This is a genomic window from Microbispora sp. KK1-11, assembly GCF_006874435.1.
In the GTDB taxonomy this organism is placed as follows: Bacteria; Actinomycetota; Actinomycetes; order Streptosporangiales; family Streptosporangiaceae; genus Microbispora; species Microbispora catharanthi.
This window is the reverse complement of record NZ_VIRJ01000014.1, coordinates 33,712-55,539: the sequence shown is the minus strand read 5'-3', so window position 1 is coordinate 55,539 and position 21,828 is coordinate 33,712. Positions and strand designations below refer to the sequence as shown.

The window sequence follows — 21,828 nt, the reverse complement described above, 5'->3', positions numbered from 1 at the left end:
GGCATGATGGTGGTGATCGCGGCCAGAAAGAGTCGAGGAGCTGACAACCGAATGCCGTCGCAGCGCGTGACACCCGACCAGCCCCCCACCCCCCTGAGCGACTGCATCCGCGACTATGTGGCGGACAAGGGGATGAGCATCCGGACGCTCGCACTGAGGTCCGTGAGCGGGAGCTCGGGTCAAAGCCTCACCGCCCAGTGGATAACCGACGTACTGAGCGGCCGGGTGTCGCGGATGCCTGACCTGTGGCGCCTGGAGGCTCTCGCGGCCGGGCTGGAGATGGATCCGGACAGCGTCAAGGCGCTGGCCATCAGCCAGTGGATCGGGTGGGATATCGCCGACGTTCGGACCGGCCCCGGAGAACGCCTGATCTTCCGCGTGCCCACGGGTTATACAACTGAACAGTGCGCACGCCTCGCCGATGAACTCATGCAGGTGATCAATAGCGCGGCCGAGCCGGAAAGGGAGGAAAGGTGATTTTCCGGATGCACGGTCGCCTTCGCCGGTGCTGATGCGTCAAACTTTCCTGGCATCGAGCGGCGAAACGATCGGGGACGTGATTGCACAGAAAGGATTTGGTGGATGATTCGTGTCATCACCGTCGCAACCATCAGTGGAATTCCGTCGCGCCCAGTTGCTGTATAGCTGCCCTGCGGTAATCCATCACGCACTCCAAGCCAACCGGATCATCGCCTATGTCGACGAGAGGCAGTTCGCCCCCGAGCTGGCGATCCCCATGGACGAGATCGGCACGGCGACGCTGGAGCTGCTTCAGCCCGTCGAGGACGCGCGCCCGATGCCGGCGCTCCGCGTCCGCGTCAGAAGAAGCGGGGATCTCGGCCATGAGCTCGCCGTGGCCGAGTTCGCGACAGAGGAGATCACGGTCGCCGTCGAGAAGACCCTCATCACCGAGGAACTGGCCGCCTTCCTGAGCGACGCCGGCACCGCGGTCACCCGCGCCTTCGTCCGGCGGGCGACGTGAGCCACGGCAGAGACCTGGAACGTGCCAGGCAGACGTGCCGGAGCCGATGGGACGGCCGCCGTCGTCTCATCGCCCCGCGCGGGGAGGCCGAAGGCGGCGGCAGGGAGACGGCGCGGCCCTGGGGGTCGGCCGATGCTGGGGCGGGAGGAGGCGGGAGAAGTCAGGATTCATGCGGGCGAGGGCGCGCGGTGGGAGGCGGCGTGTGCCTCGACGGATGAGTGGGCCCATGAGTCGGGCCATGAGTGGGACCGTGGTGCCGCCGGGCCCGTCCCCGCAGGGACTTCCCGCCGTGTCGTGAGCGGACGCGGTGGTCGGGCGGCGATTGCGCGGGCCTCGACGGAGCGGTGCCGAGTCGGGCCGTATCGGGGGCCGTCGTGGCCACGGTGCCGGCGGGCCGGGGCGCGCCCGGCACCGGACGTGCGGTGTCGGTGCTCGCCCAGACGCTCACGGCGGTCAGGATCGCGGCCCCGGTCACGATCACCGAACGGATCAGCTTGGGTCGTGACAGGGAGCGATGGCGCCCGGCCTTCGGTATCGGGGAGGGCTCCGGTTCCGGCTCATGCCGGTCGAGATGTCCGCCGCCGGTGCCGTCGCGCCGCCCAGGGGGCGGCACGTACGGTGGCGGCTTGGGCCGGGCCGTGCGGCCGGAGCCGTAAGGCGCTCGCCCGGGGCGCCGGGGAGAGCGAGGTCTGTCGTGGCCGTTCATCGCGCGCTCCGGATCGAGGAAGTCGTGCCATGCACGAAGAGAGACGGAATGGCTACGAACGGTATCCGAAGATCTGGAAATCGCGACCGGCTTTGGCCCCGGATTGTCAGCAAAATCTGCTGACAACCCGGGGTTTTTAAATCCCCCGTCAAGCGCATGCTCGATCGAGGGTCGTGCGTGCGATCCTCAGGCGGGATCTCTCATGAGGTCCCCGATAGCCGTGCCTCAGTCGCAGGGGGTGAGGTAGTAGTCGGCCCCGCAGTCGTCGCCGTAGAGGCCGTCCACGAGCACCACCGGGGTGCTCCAGTAGCCCAGCGGGCGGCTCCAGTAGCCGAGCGGACGGCCCCAGTAGCCACTGTGCCAGGGGCGGCCCGAGGGGCGACCCCACCCGCCGTGTCCCCACCCGTCGGCGTGACCCGGAAGGCCGGCCTGTGCGGTCGTGGCCGGCTGCCGCGGGGCCGCCGTCTCCGCCGAGGCGGCGATCGGTGCCATGACGACGATCCCGGCGGCGCAGGCCGCGCCGGCCAGGAGTAGTCGACGGATCATGCGTAACCTCCTGTTTGCGTGATGTCACTGACTGTGACCGCTGTCACGCTACAACCCGGCTGATCGCGCTTGTGGACGGCGACACTTCAAGCGATGGCAATGTCGCGGGCGGCGCCGGCCGCACCGGCCCGTCGAGCGCCGGCCCGGTCTCCGGCTCACCTTCGTCCCGGAGACCACAGCCGGCGCCCGATCCTGACCTCTCACCTGAGACGTGTCCCGGGCGGGCAGAGGTCGCGGGCGGGGTTACCAGTCGCCGTCCCCGCCCTCGTCCTCGTCGTCCTCGAAGATCTCCTCGACGATCTCGCCGGCCACCAGGCCGCCGACGACCCCGGCGGCGCCGGCCGCGGCCACCGCGCCCCAGCCGGGGCCGCCGCGGTGCTCGTGGTGACCGTGGGGGTGCTCCTCGTAATGGCCGCCATGCCCATAGCCGGGCCCATAACCGGGCCCATGACCGTGCTCGTAGCCGCCGTGGTGGTCACCGTACGGTGCGCCGTGGCGGGCGCCGTGGTGGGCATCGTGGTGGGCGCCGTACTGGGCGAGCCCGGTCAGCCAGCGGTCGAGCTCCCCGGGCCAGTCCATGCGCGCCGCGTCCTCGTGACCGACCCGGAAGCGGCCGACGGCGTCGCCGGAGTAACGGCCGGCCCGCTTGTCGGCCTCCAGGATCACCTCCAGGCCCGCGGGGTCGGCCACGAAGGTGAGCTCGACCTCCCCCACCACACCGGCGTGCCGGGGGGGCGGGTAGAACTCGATCTCCTGGTAGAACGGCAGCTCCTGGCGTACGCCGTACAGGTGGCCGGCCTCCAGATCGGCCGACTTGAAGGCGAAACCGAGCTGGAGGAACGCCTCCAGGACGCGGAACTGCGAGGGGAGTGGCTCGACGGCGATCGGGTCGAGGTCGCCCTTGTCGACGGCCTTCGCGATGGCCACCTCGGTGCGTACGCCGAGCGCCATGCCGGTCAGGCGCTGCCCGTCGATCTCACTGATCGGGGTCTCCCACGGCACCGGGATCTGGAAGGGGATGCTCCGGTTCTCGCCCTGGCGCAGGGTGAACGGACCGGACACCCGGGCGCGGGAGAACTCGCCGAGCCCCGTGCTCTCGCCGTCGCCGTGCTCGATCTCCACCCCGGCGACCAAACCGAGAGTGATGTCCTCGATCTCGGCGTCGAAGTCGCCGCCGGACAGTCTCACCTCGCCCGTGAGCACGCCGCCCGGCCGGACTCGTGGGGTGGTCAGTACGGTGTCCACCGAGGGGGCGCCCACCCCGAGAGCGCCCAGCATCCGCTTGAAGACCACGTGTTCTCTCCCTGTCGACGGTCGATGAGGTGTGTCAGCCGCTCACCTGAACGATCAAGTGCCGCGGCTGGGTTCCGGCCGCCGGTGACGATCCGGTGATCAACGCGCGGTCGCGGCAAGGGGATTTCCACAAGCTTGCCGCCGATTTTGCTCAAATCTGCATATTTAGGATTGTTGTCCATTTGGCTTGCGAAAACGGATGAAGCGGACAGTGTGGAGGTGGCGGATCGGCGTGGAGACCATTGCGGCGGGGGCAGAGGTGGCGACGGGCCGCGCGCCCCGGAGCAGGATCGTCATGTCGCTGATCTCCCTGGCGCTGGCGGCCGTGCTCATCTCGTTCCTTCCGCACATCACCGGGGTCACCTGGGGACAGCTCGACGAGCGCCTGGTGCGGGTCGGCTGGGGTGCGATGGCGATGCTCACAGGGGTGTGGCTGGCCGGGCTGTGGGTGTACTCGAACGTGCTGAGCGACTCCCTGCCCGGGTTGAGCAGGCGCCGGGCGTTGCTGGTCAACTGCGTCGGCAGCGGCGCCAGCAACGTGTTGCCGTTCGGCGGGGCCGTGGGCGTGGCCATGACCTTCACCATGATGACCAGGTGGGGTTTCGGGCGGCGGCCGGTGGTCGCCTCGACGGTCGTGACGGGCGTGTGGAACCTGCTGTCCCGCTTCCTGCTCCCCGCCGTGGGACTCGTCTGCCTGCTCGGCGCGGGATACATGCCGGATCGCCGGCTCGCGGCGGCCGCCGGGGTCGGCGGCGCGTTGCTCATCGGCGTCGTGGTCGCCATGACGGCCGCCCTCCATCGGGAGGCGGTGGCAGACCTGCTGGGACGGGGCCTGGATCGGCTGGTCCGATTCCTGCCGCTCAGGCGAAAGCCGTGCCTGCGCGACTTCCTGCTCGACCTGCGTCACTCCACCATCGAGATCACTCGTACGCGGTGGCCCCGGCTCACGCTCGGCATGGTCGCCTACATGGCGCTGCAGTGCGTTCTGTTCATCGGATGCCTGCACGTGACCGGCGCCGAGGTCGCCGTCCCCGAGGCGGTCGCGGCCTTCGCGATCAACCGGGTGCTGACCACCGCCGTCATCACGCCCGGCGGATCGGGGATCAGCGAGTCGGCGACCGCGCTGGCGCTGATCGGCTTCGGCATCGCACCCGGGGCGGCCACGGCGGCGGTGCTGCTGTTCTGGTTCTTCGCCCACCTGATCGAGATCCCGGTGGGCTGGTTCGCCTGGAGCATCTGGTCGCTGACGGCACGGGCGCGGCCGTGAGCCGCCGGCGTGCGGCGCGCCGGTCTACCTCTCCACCGGACGGCCGGAGGGCACGGCCCTGACGCATTCGGCGATCGGCGTTCGCGGCCGGGTCAGCCGGTGGACGCCCAGGCCGGCGGCGGCCAGCGCGACCAGGCCGGCCGCGACCAGGAGACCGACCCGCCCGGAGACCTGCTCCACCAGCTCGTACGAACCGCCCGCGGCGTACCCGAGCCCCACGGTGCCCGCGCCCCAGGCCAGCCCGCCGGGCACCTCATAGGCCAGGAATCTCCGGTACGGCAGGCGTCCCATGCCGGCCAGCATGGGGACCAGGGCGCGCAGCAGACCGACCCAGCGGCCGAAGAGGACGGCCAATCCGCCGCGCCGCCGCAGGTAGCCCTCCGTGCGGTCCCAGCGCTCCGCGCTCACCCGGCGGCCCAGCCGGCTGTCGCGCACGCGAGGCCCCAGCCGCCTGCCGATCCGGTAGCTGATCGAATCCCCGGCGACCGCGCCCACGCCGGCCGCGACCATCATGAGAGGCAGGCTCACCTGCCCCGTGAAGGCGAGGAAACCGGCCATCAGCAGGGTGAGCTCACCCGGCACCACGAGCCCGATGAGCGCCGCCGTCTCCGCGCAGGCCATCAGCCCGACCACCAGATAGGCCCACGGGCCCGCCATCGCTATGAACTGGTGCAGCCCCTGCGTCATCGGATGCCCCCCGCCGCCGCGATGACTGTCTCCCCACAATGCACGTCACAAGGGGAACGCCAGTAGCTCGCGGCGGGAAAACCTCAGTAAGCGTCCAGCCCGCAGGGAAAACGTCAGACAGTGCCGGAGAACGTGTCGCACCGGGCGGGAGAGCCCGTCTTGTATCCCGTGGTGAACCACTTCACCCGCTGCCGGGAGCTCCCGTGCGTCCACCCTTCGGGGTCCACCCTGCCCTGGGCGCGCTCCTGGATCCTGTCGTCGCCCACCGCCGCCGCGGCGTCCAGGGCCTCCTGGATGTCCGCCGCCGTGAACGGGCTCTCGTAGAACCCCGTGTCGACCGCGTTCTTCGCCCACACCCCCGCGTAGCAGTCCGCCTGAAGCTCAAGCCGTACGGAGGCGCTGTCCGCCCCCTGGCTGTCGCCGCCGACCCTCCGGGTGGTGCCGAGGAGGTTCTGCACGTGGTGGCCGTACTCGTGACCGATCACGTACGCCTGGGCGAAGGGCCCGCCCTTGGCGCCGAATTTGCTCTCCAGCTCCTTGAAGAAGCCGAGGTCGAGGTAGACCCGGCTGTCGGCCGGGCAGTAGAAGGGGCCGACGGCCGAGCTCGCCTGGCCGCAGCCGGTGCTCACGCCGTTGGTGAACAGGACGGTCCGCGCGTTGCGGTACGGCTGCTTGCCCCGCTCGGCGAAGGCGTCCCGCCAGTATTTCTGGACGCTGTTGACCACACCTACGACGCGGCACTTCTCCGACTGGTCCGCGTCGCTGCCCTTCTTGCATCGGGAGGTCAGGTCCGAGGCCGGACGCGCGCCCGTGGACCCGCCGGACGAGGAGCTTCCACCGCTGAGAAGATCGGCCGGGTTGACGCCCAGGACCAGGGCGACGACCAGGGCGACGACACCGACGACGCCCCCGCCGATCGCGAGCCCGCCGCCCGGGAACCCGCCGCCGCCCTCCTCCACCTGTGACGCGTCGAGATCCACGTCGTCGCGGAAGTCCATCAAGCCCGCCTTCCTGTCCCGGGACCTGCCACGCCCTATGATCCCCGACGGCCGCACTCAGAGGGGCCTGGGCGTCACCCTCGAAGTCACCGGCAGGATCGCCGCCGCCCCGCCGTCCTGACCTCGTCCCGCGGCAGCCGTACGCCCGGCAGGCGGCGCACGGCCGCTCGGCTTCGTGACGAGGCCCGCACCGTGGTCGAATCGTTCAGCCACCTCCTTCCGCTGAGGAGACGAACACCATGAACGATCGATCCCTTGAGGAGACCAGGGAGTTCTTCGCCGCGAGGGCGGCCACCTGGGAGGAGAAGTATCCCGACGACGGCCCGGCCTTCGCCGCCGCGATCGCCGAGATGGCCCTGCCGGCCGGGGGGCTTGTCCTCGACGCCGGATGTGGAACCGGCCGCGCGTTCCCCCTGCTGCGGGACGCGGTCGGCGCCGCCGGGCACGTGGTGGGCGTGGACGTCACCCCGGAGATGATCCGGTCGGCCCGGGAGCGGGGACGGGGGGAGTTCGGCCGGCTGGTGATCGCCGACGTCGGGCGGCTTCCGCTCCGCGACGGCGTGGCCGACGGCGTGCTGGCCTCCGGGCTGATCTCCCACGTTCTCCAGCCGGTGGCCGTGCTGTCCGAGCTGGCCCGGGTGACGCGCCCCGGCGGGAGACTGGCGCTGTTCCACCCCGTGGGCCGTGCGGTGCTCGCGGCACGGCGCGGCCGCACCCTGACCCCCGGCGACCTACGGGCCGAGCACAACCTGCGTCCCCTGCTGGACGCCGCCGGCTGGACCCTGCTCGGCTACGACGACACCGAGGAGCGCTATCTGGCGCTGGCTCGCAGATGAGAGGCCGATGACGCCGCTCCGCCCTTGCCTTGACGTCTACGACAAGGTTCTAGCGTGATCGCGAACACCGGCCCGAGGAGCCCCGATGAAATTCGCGATCGCCTACTCCACCGCCGACGGGCTCGACCCCGACAGGCTCGTGGCCTATGCCCGTCATGCCGAGGATTGCGGCTTCGAGGGGCTGTACCTGCCGGAGCACATCGTGCTGTATCCCGGCGCCGCGATCGGTCCCTTCGAGATCCCGCCGGCGCTGCCCTACCCCGATCCGCTCGACTGCCTGGGCTTCGTCGCCGCGGCCACGCGACGCCTCCTGCTCGGCACGGCCGTGCTGCTGCTGCCGTACCACCATCCGGTGGTCCTGGCCAAGCGCCTCGCGACCATCGACGTGCTGTCGAGAGGGCGGATGCGGCTGCTGACCGTGGGGCTCGGCACCCTGCCCGGCGAGGCCGAAGCGGCGGGGGTCGACTTCGGCACCCGCGGACGCCGTGCCGACGAGGCCATCGACGTGCTGCGGCTGCTGTGGGAGGGGGACGAGAAGGGCGTCGGCTTCACCGGCGAGTTCTTCGGCTTCGACGGCGTGTGCAGCTATCCCAAGCCCTACGGCGTCACCCACCTGCCGATCCACGTGGGCGGGTCGAGCCGGGCCGCCGCGCGCCGCGCCGGACGGCGCGGCGACGGCTACTTCCCGGGTGGCGCGCTCACCCCGGAGGAACGCGCCGTCCAGTGGGAACTGGCCCGCACCACGGCCGCCGAGGCCGGGCGTGATCCCGATGCGCTGGAGTACACGCGCTGGGGGTCGATCGACATGTCCTCCGAACGCGTCGAGGCGTACGCCGCGCAGGGCGTGACCCGCATCGTGGTCAGCCCGTCGTCCACGGAGCCGGAGCGGCAGCGGGACGAGATGTCCGCGTTCGCCGAGCGGTTCGCCCTCCCCCGTATCGGCTGACGCCCGGCTCGGTGCGGGGGCCGGCATCACGCGCGCGTGACGCGGCGCTCGCGGCCGCATGCGTGAGGAACGGTACATTGCGCGCATGTCCCCCTCTTCGCGGCCTGACGATCGCCTCGCGTCCGTGTTCCGGTTCGCCACCGAGCTGGTCGCCTGGATCGCGACCCCGTGGGCCCTCGCCTCGCGGTCCGTGCCGCTGGCGGTGCTGTCGGTCGTCGTGCTGATCGGGCTGCCGACGCTGTTGTCCACGCCGGGGGACAAGCGGAACGTGATCGTCGCGGTGCCCGGGCCGGTGACCATCGCGCTGGTCCTTGTGCAGCTCGCGGCGGCGGTGGTGGCGGCGTGGGTCGCCTGGCCCGCGTTCGCCGCCGTGCCGGTGACCGTGCTGGCCGCGATCACCGTGGTGCTCGAACTGCCCCGCTGGCGGTGGCTCGCCTCCCGGTGAGGAGTGCTGCCGGAGGCCGTACGCGTGGGCGCGCCGGCGGTCGCGGTGAGCCGAAGATCCATGATGTGCTCCGTGCGAGGGGGAGGGGCCGGTCAGGCGTGCGCGCGGTCGCGTCGTGCGCGCAGGAAGAGCGCGGCGAGGAGGACGCCGAGCAGGACGAGGACGGCGTTGACGGCGATGGCGGCGGTGACACCGTGCAGGATCGCCCCGGCGGACGCCACGCCCCCGGCCGCGGCGGTGGCGATCGCGGACATGATCGGGGTCCCCATGGTGATGCCGACCTGCTGGGACATCGAGGCCAGGCCGGTGGCCAGGCCCTGCTCGTGGTCGGGGAGGCCGGTGGTGGCGGTGACCATGAAGCCGACGATGACGAGCATGTTGCCCGCGCCGCCCAGGAAGGTGGCGGGCAGCAGCAGCCCCATCGAGGCCGGCGTGTCGCCCAGGAAGATCAGGACGGCGGTGAAGACGGCCTGGAGCAGCCCGCCGCCGATCAGGACGGCCGTTGTGGAGGTGCGGGCGATCGCCTTCGGAGCGAGCATGCCGCCGGTCACGGTCCCGGCTCCCAGGACACCGAAGGAGAGCCCGGCGGCGAGGGCCGAGAAGCCGAGGGTCTTCTGCATGTACAGGGTGAGCAGGTACACCAGGGACGTCTCGGTGACGAAGGCGAGCAGCCCGAGCACGTTGCCCCAGGCGACGGTGCGCTTGCGCAGTACGCGCACCGGGATCAGGGGCTGGACGGCCCTGCGCTCGACGAGATAGAAGACGACCAGCAGGATCGCCCCTGTCAGCAGGCCCGTGAGGGCGAGGGGCTCGGTCCAGCCGTGTTCGCCGGCGCGCGTCAGGCCGTAGACGATGCCGAGCAGCCCGAGGGTGACCGACAGCGCACCGGGCAGATCGACCTTGGGACGGGCGGCGGGGCGCGACTCGGCGATGACGGCGGGGGCGACGAGGAGCACGGCCAGGGCGACGGGGACGTTGACGAGGAAGGCCCAGCGCCAGGACAGCAGGTCGGTGAGCACGCCGCCGAGGACCGCTCCGGCGGTGAACCCGGCGGACATGAGCGCGCCGTTGAGGCCCAGGGCCTTCTGACGCAGGGGGCCTTCGGGGAAGGACGTGGTGAGCAGGGCGAGCCCGGCCGGGGTGGCGGCGGCGGTGGCGAGCCCCTGGGCGATGCGGGCGATGATGAGGATCGCGGGGCTCGGGGCGAGCCCGCCTGCGAGCGAGGCCGCGCCCAGGAGCGCGAGGCTGGCGAGGAAGATCCGCTTGCGGCCGATCAGGTCGCCGATGCGGCCGAAGAAGAGAGTGAAGCCGGCCGCGCACAGCGCGAAGGCGGTGGCGACCCACTGCAGATCGGCCAGGGGGAACCCGAGGTCGTCGCCGATCGCGGGCAGCGCCACGTTCAGGATCGAGAAGTCGACGGCCAGCATGAACTGGGCGACCAGCAGCACCGCGAGGACGACCTTCAGGCGGCCGGTCAGGCGCCGCGGTGGGGCGGTCGCGGCCGCCGACAGGGGTTTCGTGGTGGACATGACAGGGACCATCCCTTCGGGCATGGGGCAGTGGATCGACTTAACGGGTCTGTCGTCCCGTTAGACTGAACAGGACAGTAACACCACATGCCGCCTTAAGGGAACCGTGGTCCCGATAGTGGCCTTGCGGGAAGGAGCCGTCCATGGCAGCCACTCCACCGCCCGGTGCCGTCCGCCCAGGTGGACGCACCGCCCGCGTCCGCGAGGCCGTCCTCGAAGCCGCCGCAGACACGCTGGCCGAAAAGGGCTTCGACGGGCTCGACCTCGGCGAGATCGCACGTGTGGCGGGAGTCGGGAAGACCACGCTCTACCGCCGCTGGGGCACGCCGGGCGCGCTCGCCGCCGACCTCCTCCACGACATGGCCGAACGGTCTCTGCCCCGGTCGCGCAACGGCGACATCGGCCAGGATCTGCGCGACAACGCCCGCCTGGTCCTCAAAACCCTCACCGATCCCCGCCAGGGACGGCTGTTCAAGGCGCTGATCGCCGCGTCACTGTGCAACGACCAGGCGGCACAGGCGTTGCGCCGCTTCTACGCCGTACGCATCGACGAATGGGCCGGCTGCGTCACCGACGCGATCGAACGAGGCGACCTGCCCCCCACCACCGACCCGCGCCGGGTGATCGCCGCCGTCTCCGCACCCCTCTACTACGCCCTGCTCAACACCGGGGAACCTCTCGACGAGGCCGCGGCGGATCGGGCCGCCACGGCGGCTTTGGCGGCGGCCCGCGCCGGCGCCCTCACCTGACGCCCGCCTGTGGCAGGCGACAGCCCGCCGTCGGCGCTGTGCCCGGGTTCCTACGCCGGCGCTCGCGCGAACGCTGCAGATCATGCCCTCTGCGGGAGAGGTGCCATCAGCGTCGTTTGCCGGTTCCGCGACACTTGGTCCTCGACGAGTACTCAATTCGGCGTCTGCGCCCAGGCTGGAGACCGGTCGCGCAGCCGGCGAAGACCGAACGCCGCAGGAGACAACCGTGAGCCTCGAGGCACAGCGCGCCCACATCCTCACCGGGCAGATGTACAACGACCTGACCGGCGAACTGGTCGCCGCCCGTCAGCGCGCCGTGCTGCTCACGAACGCCTACAACGACAGTTTCGGCGCTCCCCAGGCCCAGCGTGAGGCCCTCCTGCGCGACCTGCTCGACCACGTCGGCCCCGGCGCGCACTTCGAGCCCACCTTCCGGTGCGAGTTCGGCTACAACATCAGCGTCGGCGCCGACTTCTACGCCAACTTCGACGCCGTCATGCTCGACGGCGCGCGAATCACGATCGGCGACAACGTCCTGCTCGGGCCGCGCGTGAGCATCTACACCTCCAACCACGCCATCGATCCTGACGAGCGCGTCGCCGGGGGCTGCTACGCCAGGCCCGTGACGATCGGGGACGGCGTGTGGATCGGGGGCGGGGTCACCATCAACCCCGGCGTGACCATCGGCGACGGCGCGATCGTCGGCTCCGGGGCCGTCGTGACCCGAGACGTCCCCGCACGCGTCATCGCCGCCGGCAACCCCGCTCGGGTCCTCCGTGAGATCACCGAGCAGGACGCCACCGGCTGGCGCCCCGACGCCGTGTAGGCGGGCGGTCGGCTATTCATCACGCCGGCGCGGAACAGAAAGGCGTGACGAGGACCAGCGTCAGATATCGCCCTCGTACAGGCTCCGCATCTGGGCTTCATACTCTTCGAACGGCTCCAGGCCCACTGCGGCGCGTCGGTCGTCCAGTTGATCTAACTCCTCTATCGGATGTGGTCTGAAGCCGTTTCCGTCATTGACGAATTGAGTCCCATAGATTTGGGGACGGCCGGAATTCACGCGCACTCGATCCCCGAGGTAGGCGAGGTGGGCGGGCTTCGCCTCCTTCCGGGAAACGGCATCGGAAAGCGCAGCGTGGAATTCGCGTTGAATCTCGGGCGAGGCGTCGGCGTGCTGGGAGAGCAGCCATGCCGCGAGCGCTCCGTCCTCTCCGACCTGCGACAAGAGCGGCCAGCCGCGAGCGCGGACCACTGACCGCAGCCATGCCGTGTTGTCCCGATCGATGTTCCTCCAGCGGGCCATGCGCTCCTGGTTCGGAGGATCCTCGCTTTGTTCACGGATATCCTGATCGACCTTCATGCGTTTCAGCAGTTCCGCTCGCAGTTCGTCGCGGTCATGTTTCGACTTTACGATGCGGGCGGTGTCCGGTCGGCTGGTCGGAGCCGCGCGATCGATCCCGGGAATACGATCGATTGCCGTTGACCGGGCGGCCGGATTTCGGTGCCGCTCCCAGCCCATTTCCCGCCTCACCGCAACCGGCCCGTCCGCTGCGGCGCAAACGGCGGTCGGGGGCGGGAATCGGTCGAGTGGTTGCGCGCACCGCGGAGTTCAGGTCATCATCAAGGCATGATCTCCAACCGAAAGGGCGGCGACGCCCACGCGCGGTGACCGCGCCCACGCGGCGCTATGTCGCCGCTGAACCTGTGGCCGACGTCCGGAGCAAGAGCGCTCACGACCGGTGGCAGGAAGCCGTCAAGATCCGGCAGGAGTGGCTGGACCACGGTCTGTCCACGCAGCCGGCCGACCGGCGGACCGTCGAACACAGCCTGACCGTGATCTACGCGAGGATCTCTCGCCCGAAGCCCCGGTTCGAATGGGTCGACTCACCGGACAAGGCGATCCCGCTTCTCGCCGGTCTGCCCACGCTCGAACAGCTCTACGGGTGGATCCGGGATCCTCATCCACAGGGTAAACCGCCGCTGGCCAGCGACCTGGCCATGCTCGAGTCCCAGTTGCGCGGCGCGCTCAGCGCCGGTGTCTCGCACGCCGACCCTGAGCTGTCCCCTGCGCGGAGGGGTAAACGGAGCGAGCCTTGGCCCGAACTGCCGCCGCTGAAGGCACTCGACGCCGGCGTTCCCCTGGGGGTGGTGCTGCACCAAGGCATCCGCACCGCACTGCACCGGAGCCTCGCGCACGGATACCGCATGCCGATTCGTGACACGCTGGCCGGCGGCGGGCCCGTTCCTGCGTGCTGGTACGGGCAGCAGGACGCGGCGTGGGTCGCTTACTACGACGCCCTGCACCGGCTCGGACTGGCCTCCTACGGGCCGGACGACCTCGAGCACCTCGGCCACTGGGCCGCACTGGTCCGCTCCGGCGGCTGGTGGTGGCCCAGCGAGGATGTGTGCATCGTGGTGGATCGACCCGAACTGGTCCGCACAGAACCGGTCCCCGGAACCTGGCACGACGAGGTCCGGCTCCGGCGCGGCGGTGTCCGCTACCGCGACGGCTGGCAGCCGCTGCCGGCATGACCCATGGGTCGGCCGGGACGAGACAGGTTGTCTCGTCCCGGCCTGCCCGAGGACAACCGCCTGGAGTCGAGTTGGATCCGACTGCAGGGCGTTGCGAGGCGCGCCGGTGCCACCCGGTGGGGGAGGGCATATTGCCTTTGTAACAACAGGCAGGTGTGTGAGGGACCTTCTGGCAGCAGGGATCGCCGACGGCATCCTCGTCTGGGGTGCGGTTGGTGCGTGGACAGCCGCTACGGTCGGCAACTACCCCTGGAACGCCTGGGTCCCAATCGCTTACGGAGCCGGAAAAGGTGCCTTTCTCGGTCTGCTCGCCGGACTCGGTGCCACCACAGGGCTGACAAGGTGGGCGCGGCGCACTCCGAAGTCCATCGCCTTATCCGGGAACCGTACCCGGCAAGGCTGTCCGTCGCCACCAACTCGATGCTCGCCCTGGCAGGGGTGGCGCTGCTGCTCCTTCCGGAGATCGCGTCAAGCTTCGTCCCCGAAGTGCAGGGCAACGGGCAGCACGCGAACGAGGGAATCATCGCAGCCTTCTACTGCTGGGCGGTGGCTATCCCCGTGATCGCCGTGGCCGCCTGGCGACGCCTCCGCTAGAGCGCTTGGGACTCGAACCCCGAACTGACGGATTGAAGCCGATCGACGCCCTGGGCACCGCGCCTGGCGACGTCGCCGTTGACGGTTTCCGTCAGCCGCCGTCAGTAAGTAGCGAGTTGGGTGCGGCTCCTGCCAGGAAATGTCAGCGGCTGGGGTTACCGTCGCTGCCATGCCGATGCCTGAGCTGATCCCCATTTCCTACGAGCCCGACTACCACACCGACACCATCGGCACCCATGCTGGAGGGCTGTTCTTCGGAGGGGTGTGCAGGGGATGGCCGGTCGCGGCCTACGAAGAGGTGGGGGAGTGGCCCTGGCGTGATGAGCAGGGCGAGCCGACGCCGGGGCCATGGTTCGCGATCCTTCATCTGTTCGACCACGATGGCCGGCACCTCAGCTCTGAGATCAGTCCGTTCGCGGGCGGCGCCGAGGCAGATCAGGCGTTGGAACGGATGCTGGCCCGCTTGCAGGACGTCGAGTACGGGGACATCGCTGTTCGTCTCTTCCGCGTGGACGCCCACGACTGCGTGTTCGGTCTCATAGACGAGACGGATAAAACCGGAGACGGCGACGGCTACGTCGAGTACTACCCCAACCAGATCGGGTTCTACGACCCCTGGGATGGCTCCTACGACACCTGATCGCCTCTCCACGGCCTTCGCCGGTCACTACCGCCAGGAGTTCCAGCCGCCCACGCTCCGAGGCTGACGCGGTCGTCCGGCTGCGAGGTATATCAAGACGCGACCCGGAGCATCGTCGCCGGACCGGGGCTGCCGGACGTCCACGTGGTGATCCTCACAACGTACGACCTCGACGAGTACGTCTTTGAGGCGTTGCATGCGGGCGCCAGCGGATTCGTACGCAAGGACACCGAGCCCGTCGAGCTGCTGCGCGGCCTGCGGGCCGTCACCCGCGGTGAAGCGTTGCTCGCGCCGACCGTGACTCATCGGCTGATCGCCGAGTTCACCGCGCGATCCCCTCACCAACCGCAGGCGATGGATCTTCGGACCCTGACCGGACGAGAGATAGAGGTCCTCCGGCTGGTCGTCTCCGGGCTGTCCAACGATGAGATCGCCGCATGTCCGTCGATCAGCCCGGCGACCGCGAAGACGCACGTCAGCCGGACCCTGGCCAAAGTGGGTGCGCGAGACCGCGAACAGCTCGTCGTCCAGGCCTACGAATCGGGCTACGCACGGCCCTTACTTACGTAGTGAGTCCTCACTACATATACTCGACCTCATGGAAAAGGAATCGAAGCCGCGACAGCGCGCACCCCGTCAAAGCGTGGAGGAGCGCAGGGCGATGGTGGTCCAGGCCGCCATCCCCCTCCTCGTCGAGATCGGCCCCTCCGTCACCACTCTGCAGATCGCCCGCGCCGCGGGCATCAGCGAGCCGACGATCTTCCGGGCGTTCGCGGACAAGAACGAGGTCCTGGCCGCCTGCCTCGCCGAGGTCACCGACCCCCGTCACGTGGTCGGCGAGTTGGCGGCCATCGACCCGTCCGAGCCGCTGCGCACCCGCCTGATCGCCCTGATCGAGGTGCTGCGCGCCCAGGGAGAACGCACCGCCGCCGTCGTCAACGCCGTCAGCCTGGCAACCCAGGCCCGCCCGCGCGAGTCGTTGTCCGAGGAGGACCGGACCCGGTTCGCGGCGAGCCGGACCGCCTCGTACGAGCGCCTGCACGCCGCGGCCGTCGCCGTGCTGGAGCCCGACGCCGCCGGGCTCCGCACACCCGTGGAGACCGCGGCCGGCATGGTGCTCGCGATCGTGATGGCACTCGGCCGAGGGGGAGGCTGGCAGGCGGGGGCCGCCAGTGTCACCACCGAGGGCCTGGCCGACCTCATCCTGCACGGTGTACTGGCGTCGCCGTCCCAGAGGTGACCTCGATGCCGCACCAGGTCATCATCAGGAACCCTGGATTCCTGCTGTTGTGGGGCGCGCACGCCGTTTCCACGTTCGGCGACGCGCTCACCACCCTGACCCTCGTCCTGCTGATCACCGAACGCACGCACTCGGTGGCGGCGGTCGGCGGGCTCGCCGTCGTCCTGGCCTTGCCGGGTATCGCGATCGGCCTGCTGTCCGGCGTGTACGTGGATCGCGGGGACCGCCGCCGGATCATGGTCGTCGGCGACGTCTGCCGGGCGGTCCTGCTCATCGCTCTGGCGGCGGGAGCCGCGACCTCGGCCGGCCTGCCGTTCCTGTACGCGATCGCGTTCCTACAGGCCGTGGTCGGCACCTTCTTCGATCCGGCGCGCGCTGCGCTGATGCAGGTCATCGTCCCCGAGGACGAGCAGGTGCGCGCCAACTCCCTCATCCAGACCGCCACCGTGACGGCCGAGCTCGCCGGCACCGCCTTGGCCGGCGTGCTCGTCGCGGTCATGCACACGTACTGGGTGTCGTTCGCCGCCGACGCCGTCACGTTCGCGTTGTCGGCAGCCCTCGTCCTGGCGATCCGGCACGTGCCGGCCGTTCCCGCCGGGCGGCACCGCCCGGCGTGGGCGGCGGTCGCGGAAGGGCTCCGCGTGGTCCGGGCGACCCCTGCCCTGCGGGCGGTGCTCCTGGTGTTCGGCGCGCTGGCCTTCGCGCTCACGCCGATGGCTGTGATGCTCACCCCGTACGTCGTGGACACGCTGCACATCACCGTCGGCTGGCTCGGCCCGATCCAGGCCGGCGACACCGTGGGCACGATCATCGGCGGAGCGCTGCTCGCCCTCGTGGCCCGTCGCGTCAGGCCCCGCGGCCTGGTCCTCGCCGGGATGGTGGCGCTGGGGGCGCTGATCGCGTCCATCGCGGTGACCACGACGGTCGCCGGGCTGATGGCCGTTTACTTCGTCTTCGGGCTGCTGACCGTGACCGTCCAGACGGGCATCGGCGCCCTCACCCAGTCCGAGGTGGACAACGCCTTGATGGGCCGGTTCATCGGGCTGATGTCGATCGTGCCGAACGCGGTGTCCGTGCTGTCCCTGGCCTTCTCCGGTGCGGTCGGGGCCGCGCTGGGTGTCAGGACGATGTTCGTCGTCAGCGGCGCGGTGCTGGCCGGAGGCACCGCCGTGGCCTGGTACCAGTTGCGTACGCCCCGGTCAGCGTGAGGCTCGGCGGGCGGCTGGGTCGAGCGGCAGCGGGGATCGGTCATGACGAAGCACGTGCCCGCGCGCACGTGCGTTCCCGGGAGCCGCTCCTCTCGATGAACCTCGAAGAGGGGGCCGGAGCTCTTGCCGGCAGCGACCGGAGCCCTACATGGACGTCCCGGAGAGCGTCACTGGCTGACACCAGCCTGGAAAATGACCGAACAGACCGACATGTCATCCACGAACTGATACGGATGGCAGCCCACGTCGCGGCCATCAAGCCATGAGCTGCGCCCGTTTGGAGGGAAAGCTGTGCGTATCGCGATCGCCGGGCTCGCCACCAGCCATCCGTACACCGACGCCCGAACCTTCGCCCGCCACGCCGAGCTGGTCGTGTGGGAGCCGGACCCCGAGCGGTTGCGGCGCTTCACCGATGAGCATCCCGACGCCAAGGTGGCGGACGGCCTCGACGAGCTGCTGGCGGGAGAGCCGGACGGGGTCGTGCTGACGGTGCCCAACCCGGAGGTGCCCGAAGCGCTCGGGCGCGTCCTGGAGACCGGCGTGCCGTGTTTCGTGAACAAACCCGCCGCCGCGAGCAGGGCGCAGCTCGACGCCCTGCGCCGGTTGCCGGCGCACGAGCGAGTGATGTCGGCTTCGGTGCTGCGTTTCGCGCCCGCCTTCGCCGGGGTCCACGCCGACCCGCGGGACGTGCTGTCGGTGCGGGCGACCGTCCGACACGACGTCGGCATGTGGGCCGACGGCTACAACGCCTGGCAGGACACCCCGGGCGAGGGCGGCGGCACGATGGTGACCATGGGGATCCACGGCGTGGAGCTGCTGGTCGCTTTGCTGGGCCCCGACGTGCGGCTGGTCGGGGCGGCCGGGGCCAGGCGGCACTACCGGACGCTGCGGTCGGAGGACACCGCCGTGCTGGCGCTCCAGTGGGCGAACGGGACCGTCGGGACGGTCGAGATCCTGGGCGTGTCCGAGGACGAGGCGTACACGGTGACGCTGCACGGCCGGCACGGCAGCGAGTCGGTGGTGATTGAGGGCGGCCCCGACCCGGTCCAGGGGCTCGGGTACGCCGGGACGATCGAGGCGTTCCTCGGCATGGTGGGCGGCGGCCCGAGCCCGGTCCCGTGGGCGCACACCCTGGCGATCCTGGAAGTCCTGGTCTCGGCCCGCGAGCAGGCGGCCACCGGCTGAGGGCGGCGGAGACCGTTGACAGCCGAACTTCGCGCCGGTTACGGTCTGGGCCGTAAATGCGGAACAGAGGAGAACGGGTGCGGACGACAGCGGAACTGGAAGAGCGGCTGGCCCGGCCCAGCGCCGGGCTGGTCGAGGATCTGGGCGGGCTCGACGGCGACATCATGATCCTGGGCGCCGGCGGCAAGCTCGGCCCCAGCCTGGTGCGGCTGGCGCTGAACGCGACGCGGGGCGACCGGCGGGTCATCGCCGTCTCCCGCTTCTCCGAGCCCGGCCTCGCCCAGGCGCTGGCTGCCGACGGCGCGACGGTCGTGGCCGCCGACGTCGCCGACGAGGCGGCGCTGCGCGACCTGCCGGACGCGCCCAACGTCGTCTTCCTGGTCGGCGCCAAGTTCGGCACCCAGGGCCGGGAGCACGCCACCTGGTTCACCAACGCCTACCTGCCCGGCCGGGTCGCCGACAGGTTCCGCGACAGCAGGATCGCCGCCCTGTCCACGGGCAACGTCTATCCGCTCGTCCCCGTCACGAGCGGCGGCTGCACCGAGGACTCGGCGGTCGGCCCTGTCGGCGACTACGCGATGAGCTGCCTGGGCCGGGAGCGGGTGCTGACGCACTTCTCCGAGACCTACGGCACCCCGCTCGCCCTGATCAGGCTCAACTACGCGGTCGAGCTCCGCTACGGCGTGCTCGTCGACCTGGCTCAGAAGGTGCTGGCGGGCGAGCCGATCGACCTGACCACCGGCCAGGCCAACGTCGTCTGGCAGGGGTACGCCAACGAGGTCACCCTGCGCTCGCTGGCGCTCGCCGCCGCGCCGCCGTACGTGCTGAACGTCACCGGGCCCGAGCTGATCTCGGTGCGGCAGGCGGCGCTGGCGCTGGGCGAGCTGCTCGGCAAGGAGCCGGTGTTCACCGGCGAGGAGGCTCCGACGGCGCTGCTGTCCAACGCCGGCCGCTGCCACCGGCTGTTCGGCTATCCCGAGCTCACGCCCGCCGAGCTTATCGAGCATACGGCGCGATGGGTCGCCGAGGGCGGGCCGCTGCTCGGCAAGCCCACCAAGTTCGAGCGCCGCGACGGACGGTTCTGACCGGCGTGCCAGACCTACGACAAGGGGGATCCCACGTGCTGAGCACGGTTCAGCAGGCGCAGACTTCCGCGGGCGACCTGTTCAGGCGCGGGCTGGTGATCCCGGCCCACCCGCTGGCGCTCACGCAGGACAGGAAACTGGACGAGCGCCGCCAGCGGGCGTTGACTCGCTACTACGTCGAGGCGGGCGCGGGCGGCCTGGCCGTGGGCGTGCACACCACGCAGTTCGCCATCCATGGGACCGACCTGCTGCCGCCCGTGCTGGAGCTGGCCGCGCGTACCGCCGGAGAGTCCGGCCGGGACGTCGTGCTCGTGGCCGGGGCGACCGGGTCCACGGCGCAGGCGGTGGCCGAGGCCGAGCTCGCCCGATCGCTCGGGTACCACATGGTGCTGCTCAGCCCGTACCGGGAGCTGGACGAGGACGCGCTGGTCGAGCGGGCCAGGGCCGTGGGCGAGGTGCTGCCGGTGATCGGCTTCTACCTGCAGCCGGCGGTCGGCGGGAAGCCGCTGTCGCGGGACTTCTGGACGCGGCTGGCCTCGATCGAGTCCGTGGTGGGGATCAAGGTCGCGCCGTTCGACCGGTACCGCACGCTCGACGTGCTGCACGGCGTCGTACGCGCGGGCCGGGCCGGCGAGGTCGCGCTCTACACCGGCAACGACGACCACATCCTCGCCGACCTCATCACCCCCCACCGGGTCGTGGTGGACGGGCGCGAGGTGGAGATCGAGTTCGTCGGAGGGCTGCTCGGCCAGTGGGCTGTGTGGGTGCGCAGGGCCGTCGAGCTGCTGGAGGAGGCCACCCGCGCCCGCGAGGGCGACGACGCGGCCGTACGCGGGCTGCTCTCGCTGGACGGCCACCTGACCGACGCCAACGCCGCCATCTTCGACTCCGCCAACGGCTTCCACGGCTGCATCCCCGGCATCCACGAGGTGCTGCGCCGGCAGGGCCTGCTGGCGGGGCGCTGGTGCCTGGACCCGGCCGAGGACCTTTCGCCCGGCCAGCTCGCCGAGATCGACCGGATCTGGGCCGCCTACCCCTGGCTGCGGGACGACGAGTTCGTGGCCGACGGCCTCTCCCGGTGGCTTTCCTGAGGCGGCCGCCCACCTCAGAGGGTGAGCCGGTAAAGCGTGAGCGGGCGGCCGCTGGAGCCGCTGGTGAGGTTGCCGATGCGTTCGGCGAGGCCGGCGAGCTCCAGCCGGTGCAGCATGCGCCGCGCGGTGCGCTGCTGCACCGCGAGCCGGTCGGCGATCTCGCGCGTGGTCAGCGGCTCATCGCCCGCGGCGGCCCTGGCCTCCAGCAGCTTCTCCAGCGTCGAGATCGACAGGCCCACTCGGCGGGCGATGACCGACAGGTTCTGGGCGCCCGCCGGAGCGGCGGTCGCCGACTCCAGGACGATGTCGGTGTCGGCGCGCAGCGACAGCACGGCCGCCACGTCGCCGATGCGTCGCGCCCGGGCCAGGGCGCGGCGGGCCAGGCTCTCGGCCTCGGCGGCGCTGCGGCCCAGCCCGAAGCCGATGCGGACGACCTCGTTGTGACCGGCCAGCCGGCCCAGCATCGGCAGCGCGGTGAAGCCGCCGGTGGCGTCGTGCAGCGGGCCGCGGGTGGTCACCAGCAGGTGGGTGCCGCCGCGGAAGGCGGCCAGCGTGCCGCCGAGCGCGGTGGCCTCGCGCAGCAGGCCCTCCTCGCCGGCCACCTCGATCAGCCCGAGCGCGATCTGGGCGTCCTCTTGGGCCTGGCCCTCGGCGGTGAGCAGGAGCTGGCGCAACGCGACGCGTACCGAGTGGACCGAGGGCACGAGGCGCAGGACGTGCATGTGGTCGCGCAGGGCCTCGTGGACGGAGCTGAGGCAGGTGATGACCGGGTGGGCCGGGCCCTTGCGGTGGAAGGCGACCGCCTGCTTGGAGGTCATCTCCGGCCGGTACGGCAGCGTGCGCAGGTCGTCGGCGGGCAGTCCGGCCTCGGCGAAGGTGGCGTTCACGTCGGCGGCCGACAGGGTGTCGATGGACAGGCGGGTGACGTCCTGGCCCTGGTGCTGGAGGCGTACAAGGGCGGTGAGAAGCGTCGCGCCGGAGTAGTCGACAAAAGCGGCGGGCCTGGTGAGGGCGTCCCTGGACAGCATGTACGGGACGATCCCCGTGAACAGCCAGCCCTCGACGGCCGAGGCGTGCGCGTCGACGAGCGCGGGAGCCTGCGACTCGTGGTCGTAGTCGAGCCGGAGCGTGCTGACGCCCGGCTGCTCCTCGCACACGGCGGCGACGCCGTCGACCAGGTCGTGCGGGCCGACGACCCCGATGAGGATTCCCACCCACGTCTCCCTCTCGCTCATTACGGTCAAGACCGCAATACTATCTCGGAAG

Annotated in this window: 23 protein-coding genes and 1 pseudogene; 17 read left to right on the top strand and 7 right to left on the bottom strand. The window is 70.8% G+C overall.

Annotated features, from left to right (window positions below):
- The first annotated feature begins 3 nt into the window (after positions 1–3).
- Together FLW16_RS20875 and FLW16_RS20870 are read left to right on the top strand one after the other, a co-directional pair.
- Positions 4–477 carry a hypothetical protein gene (locus tag FLW16_RS20875; RefSeq protein WP_142561781.1) on the top strand — a complete coding sequence of 158 codons (474 nt, stop codon included), beginning with the start codon at positions 4–6 and terminating at the stop codon, positions 475–477.
- Positions 478–613: 136 nt separating this feature from the next.
- Complete coding sequence (locus FLW16_RS20870) at positions 614–982, top strand: hypothetical protein (protein ID WP_142561780.1); 369 nt, start codon at positions 614–616, stop codon at positions 980–982.
- Positions 983–1,913: 931 nt separating this feature from the next.
- On the opposite strand, the gene FLW16_RS20865 is transcribed toward FLW16_RS20870, so the two are convergent.
- Positions 1,914–2,234, bottom strand: coding sequence for a hypothetical protein (locus FLW16_RS20865; RefSeq protein WP_142561779.1), 321 nt, complete (start codon positions 2,232–2,234; stop codon positions 1,914–1,916).
- Between the two features lie 243 nt (positions 2,235–2,477).
- Positions 2,478–3,527 (bottom strand): sporulation protein, encoded by a 1,050-nt coding sequence (locus tag FLW16_RS20860; RefSeq protein WP_142561778.1) that lies wholly within the window; start codon positions 3,525–3,527, stop codon positions 2,478–2,480.
- Between the two features lie 232 nt (positions 3,528–3,759).
- On the opposite strand from FLW16_RS20860, the gene FLW16_RS20855 reads away from it, so the two are divergent.
- Positions 3,760–4,794 carry a lysylphosphatidylglycerol synthase transmembrane domain-containing protein gene (locus FLW16_RS20855; protein ID WP_185949527.1) on the top strand — a complete coding sequence of 345 codons (1,035 nt, stop codon included), beginning with the start codon at positions 3,760–3,762 and terminating at the stop codon, positions 4,792–4,794.
- 24 nt (positions 4,795–4,818) lie between these two features.
- Here FLW16_RS20855 and FLW16_RS20850 read toward each other — a convergent pair whose 3' ends face one another.
- Positions 4,819–5,481 carry a DedA family protein gene (locus FLW16_RS20850; protein WP_142561776.1) on the bottom strand — a complete coding sequence of 221 codons (663 nt, stop codon included), beginning with the start codon at positions 5,479–5,481 and terminating at the stop codon, positions 4,819–4,821.
- 113 nt (positions 5,482–5,594) lie between these two features.
- Positions 5,595–6,479 carry a neutral zinc metallopeptidase gene (locus FLW16_RS20845; RefSeq protein ID WP_142561775.1) on the bottom strand — a complete coding sequence of 295 codons (885 nt, stop codon included), beginning with the start codon at positions 6,477–6,479 and terminating at the stop codon, positions 5,595–5,597.
- 239 nt (positions 6,480–6,718) lie between these two features.
- Here FLW16_RS20845 and FLW16_RS20840 point away from each other — a divergent pair, with 239 nt between their 5' ends.
- The 3 genes from FLW16_RS20840 (at position 6,719) to FLW16_RS20830 (ending at position 8,706) form a co-directional block, all read left to right on the top strand.
- Positions 6,719–7,315: a class I SAM-dependent methyltransferase gene (locus tag FLW16_RS20840; RefSeq protein ID WP_142561774.1), complete on the top strand. Its 597-nt coding sequence runs from the start codon at positions 6,719–6,721 to the stop codon at positions 7,313–7,315.
- An 85-nt stretch (positions 7,316–7,400) separates the two neighbouring features.
- Complete coding sequence (locus FLW16_RS20835; protein WP_142561773.1) at positions 7,401–8,261, top strand: TIGR03619 family F420-dependent LLM class oxidoreductase; 861 nt, start codon at positions 7,401–7,403, stop codon at positions 8,259–8,261.
- 85 nt (positions 8,262–8,346) lie between these two features.
- Entirely contained in the window at positions 8,347–8,706 is a 360-nt protein-coding gene (locus FLW16_RS20830) for a hypothetical protein (RefSeq protein ID WP_142561772.1), read from the top strand.
- A gap of 92 nt (positions 8,707–8,798) precedes the next feature.
- On the opposite strand, the gene FLW16_RS20825 is transcribed toward FLW16_RS20830, so the two are convergent.
- Entirely contained in the window at positions 8,799–10,235 is a 1,437-nt protein-coding gene (locus FLW16_RS20825) for an MFS transporter (protein WP_142561771.1), read from the bottom strand.
- 143 nt (positions 10,236–10,378) lie between these two features.
- On the opposite strand from FLW16_RS20825, the gene FLW16_RS20820 reads away from it, so the two are divergent.
- Both FLW16_RS20820 and FLW16_RS45965 read left to right on the top strand, forming a co-directional pair.
- Positions 10,379–10,984, top strand: a complete 606-nt coding sequence (locus tag FLW16_RS20820; RefSeq protein ID WP_142561770.1) for a TetR/AcrR family transcriptional regulator — start codon at positions 10,379–10,381, stop codon at positions 10,982–10,984.
- Between the two features lie 226 nt (positions 10,985–11,210).
- A complete protein-coding gene (locus FLW16_RS45965; protein WP_142561769.1) occupies positions 11,211–11,810 on the top strand; it encodes a sugar O-acetyltransferase in 600 nt (199 codons plus the stop codon).
- Positions 11,811–11,870: 60 nt separating this feature from the next.
- Here FLW16_RS45965 and FLW16_RS20810 read toward each other — a convergent pair whose 3' ends face one another.
- Complete coding sequence (locus tag FLW16_RS20810) at positions 11,871–12,506, bottom strand: DUF6624 domain-containing protein (protein WP_221891192.1); 636 nt, start codon at positions 12,504–12,506, stop codon at positions 11,871–11,873.
- A 185-nt stretch (positions 12,507–12,691) separates the two neighbouring features.
- Here FLW16_RS20810 and FLW16_RS20805 point away from each other — a divergent pair, with 185 nt between their 5' ends.
- From FLW16_RS20805 to FLW16_RS20765, 9 genes and pseudogenes are all read left to right on the top strand, one after another.
- Positions 12,692–13,519, top strand: coding sequence for a DUF6745 domain-containing protein (locus tag FLW16_RS20805; protein WP_142561768.1), 828 nt, complete (start codon positions 12,692–12,694; stop codon positions 13,517–13,519).
- Between the two features lie 342 nt (positions 13,520–13,861).
- Positions 13,862–14,113 carry a hypothetical protein gene (locus tag FLW16_RS20800; protein WP_142561767.1) on the top strand — a complete coding sequence of 84 codons (252 nt, stop codon included), beginning with the start codon at positions 13,862–13,864 and terminating at the stop codon, positions 14,111–14,113.
- A 169-nt stretch (positions 14,114–14,282) separates the two neighbouring features.
- A complete protein-coding gene (locus FLW16_RS20795; RefSeq protein ID WP_142561766.1) occupies positions 14,283–14,753 on the top strand; it encodes a hypothetical protein in 471 nt (156 codons plus the stop codon).
- A gap of 96 nt (positions 14,754–14,849) precedes the next feature.
- A pseudogene (locus FLW16_RS20790) lies at positions 14,850–15,323 on the top strand (LuxR C-terminal-related transcriptional regulator); the annotation flags it as partial.
- Positions 15,324–15,351: 28 nt separating this feature from the next.
- Positions 15,352–15,993 (top strand): TetR/AcrR family transcriptional regulator, encoded by a 642-nt coding sequence (locus FLW16_RS20785; RefSeq protein ID WP_142561764.1) that lies wholly within the window; start codon positions 15,352–15,354, stop codon positions 15,991–15,993.
- 5 nt (positions 15,994–15,998) lie between these two features.
- Positions 15,999–17,201, top strand: coding sequence for an MFS transporter (locus FLW16_RS20780; RefSeq protein WP_142561763.1), 1,203 nt, complete (start codon positions 15,999–16,001; stop codon positions 17,199–17,201).
- Between the two features lie 291 nt (positions 17,202–17,492).
- Positions 17,493–18,386, top strand: a complete 894-nt coding sequence (locus tag FLW16_RS20775) for a Gfo/Idh/MocA family protein (RefSeq protein WP_185949526.1) — start codon at positions 17,493–17,495, stop codon at positions 18,384–18,386.
- 77 nt (positions 18,387–18,463) lie between these two features.
- Positions 18,464–19,471, top strand: coding sequence for an NAD(P)-dependent oxidoreductase (locus FLW16_RS20770; RefSeq protein ID WP_142561761.1), 1,008 nt, complete (start codon positions 18,464–18,466; stop codon positions 19,469–19,471).
- 35 nt (positions 19,472–19,506) lie between these two features.
- Positions 19,507–20,562: a dihydrodipicolinate synthase family protein gene (locus tag FLW16_RS20765; RefSeq protein ID WP_260615432.1), complete on the top strand. Its 1,056-nt coding sequence runs from the start codon at positions 19,507–19,509 to the stop codon at positions 20,560–20,562.
- 14 nt (positions 20,563–20,576) lie between these two features.
- Here FLW16_RS20765 and FLW16_RS20760 read toward each other — a convergent pair whose 3' ends face one another.
- Positions 20,577–21,776 (bottom strand): hypothetical protein, encoded by a 1,200-nt coding sequence (locus FLW16_RS20760; protein ID WP_260615431.1) that lies wholly within the window; start codon positions 21,774–21,776, stop codon positions 20,577–20,579.
- Positions 21,777–21,828: the final 52 nt, after the last annotated feature.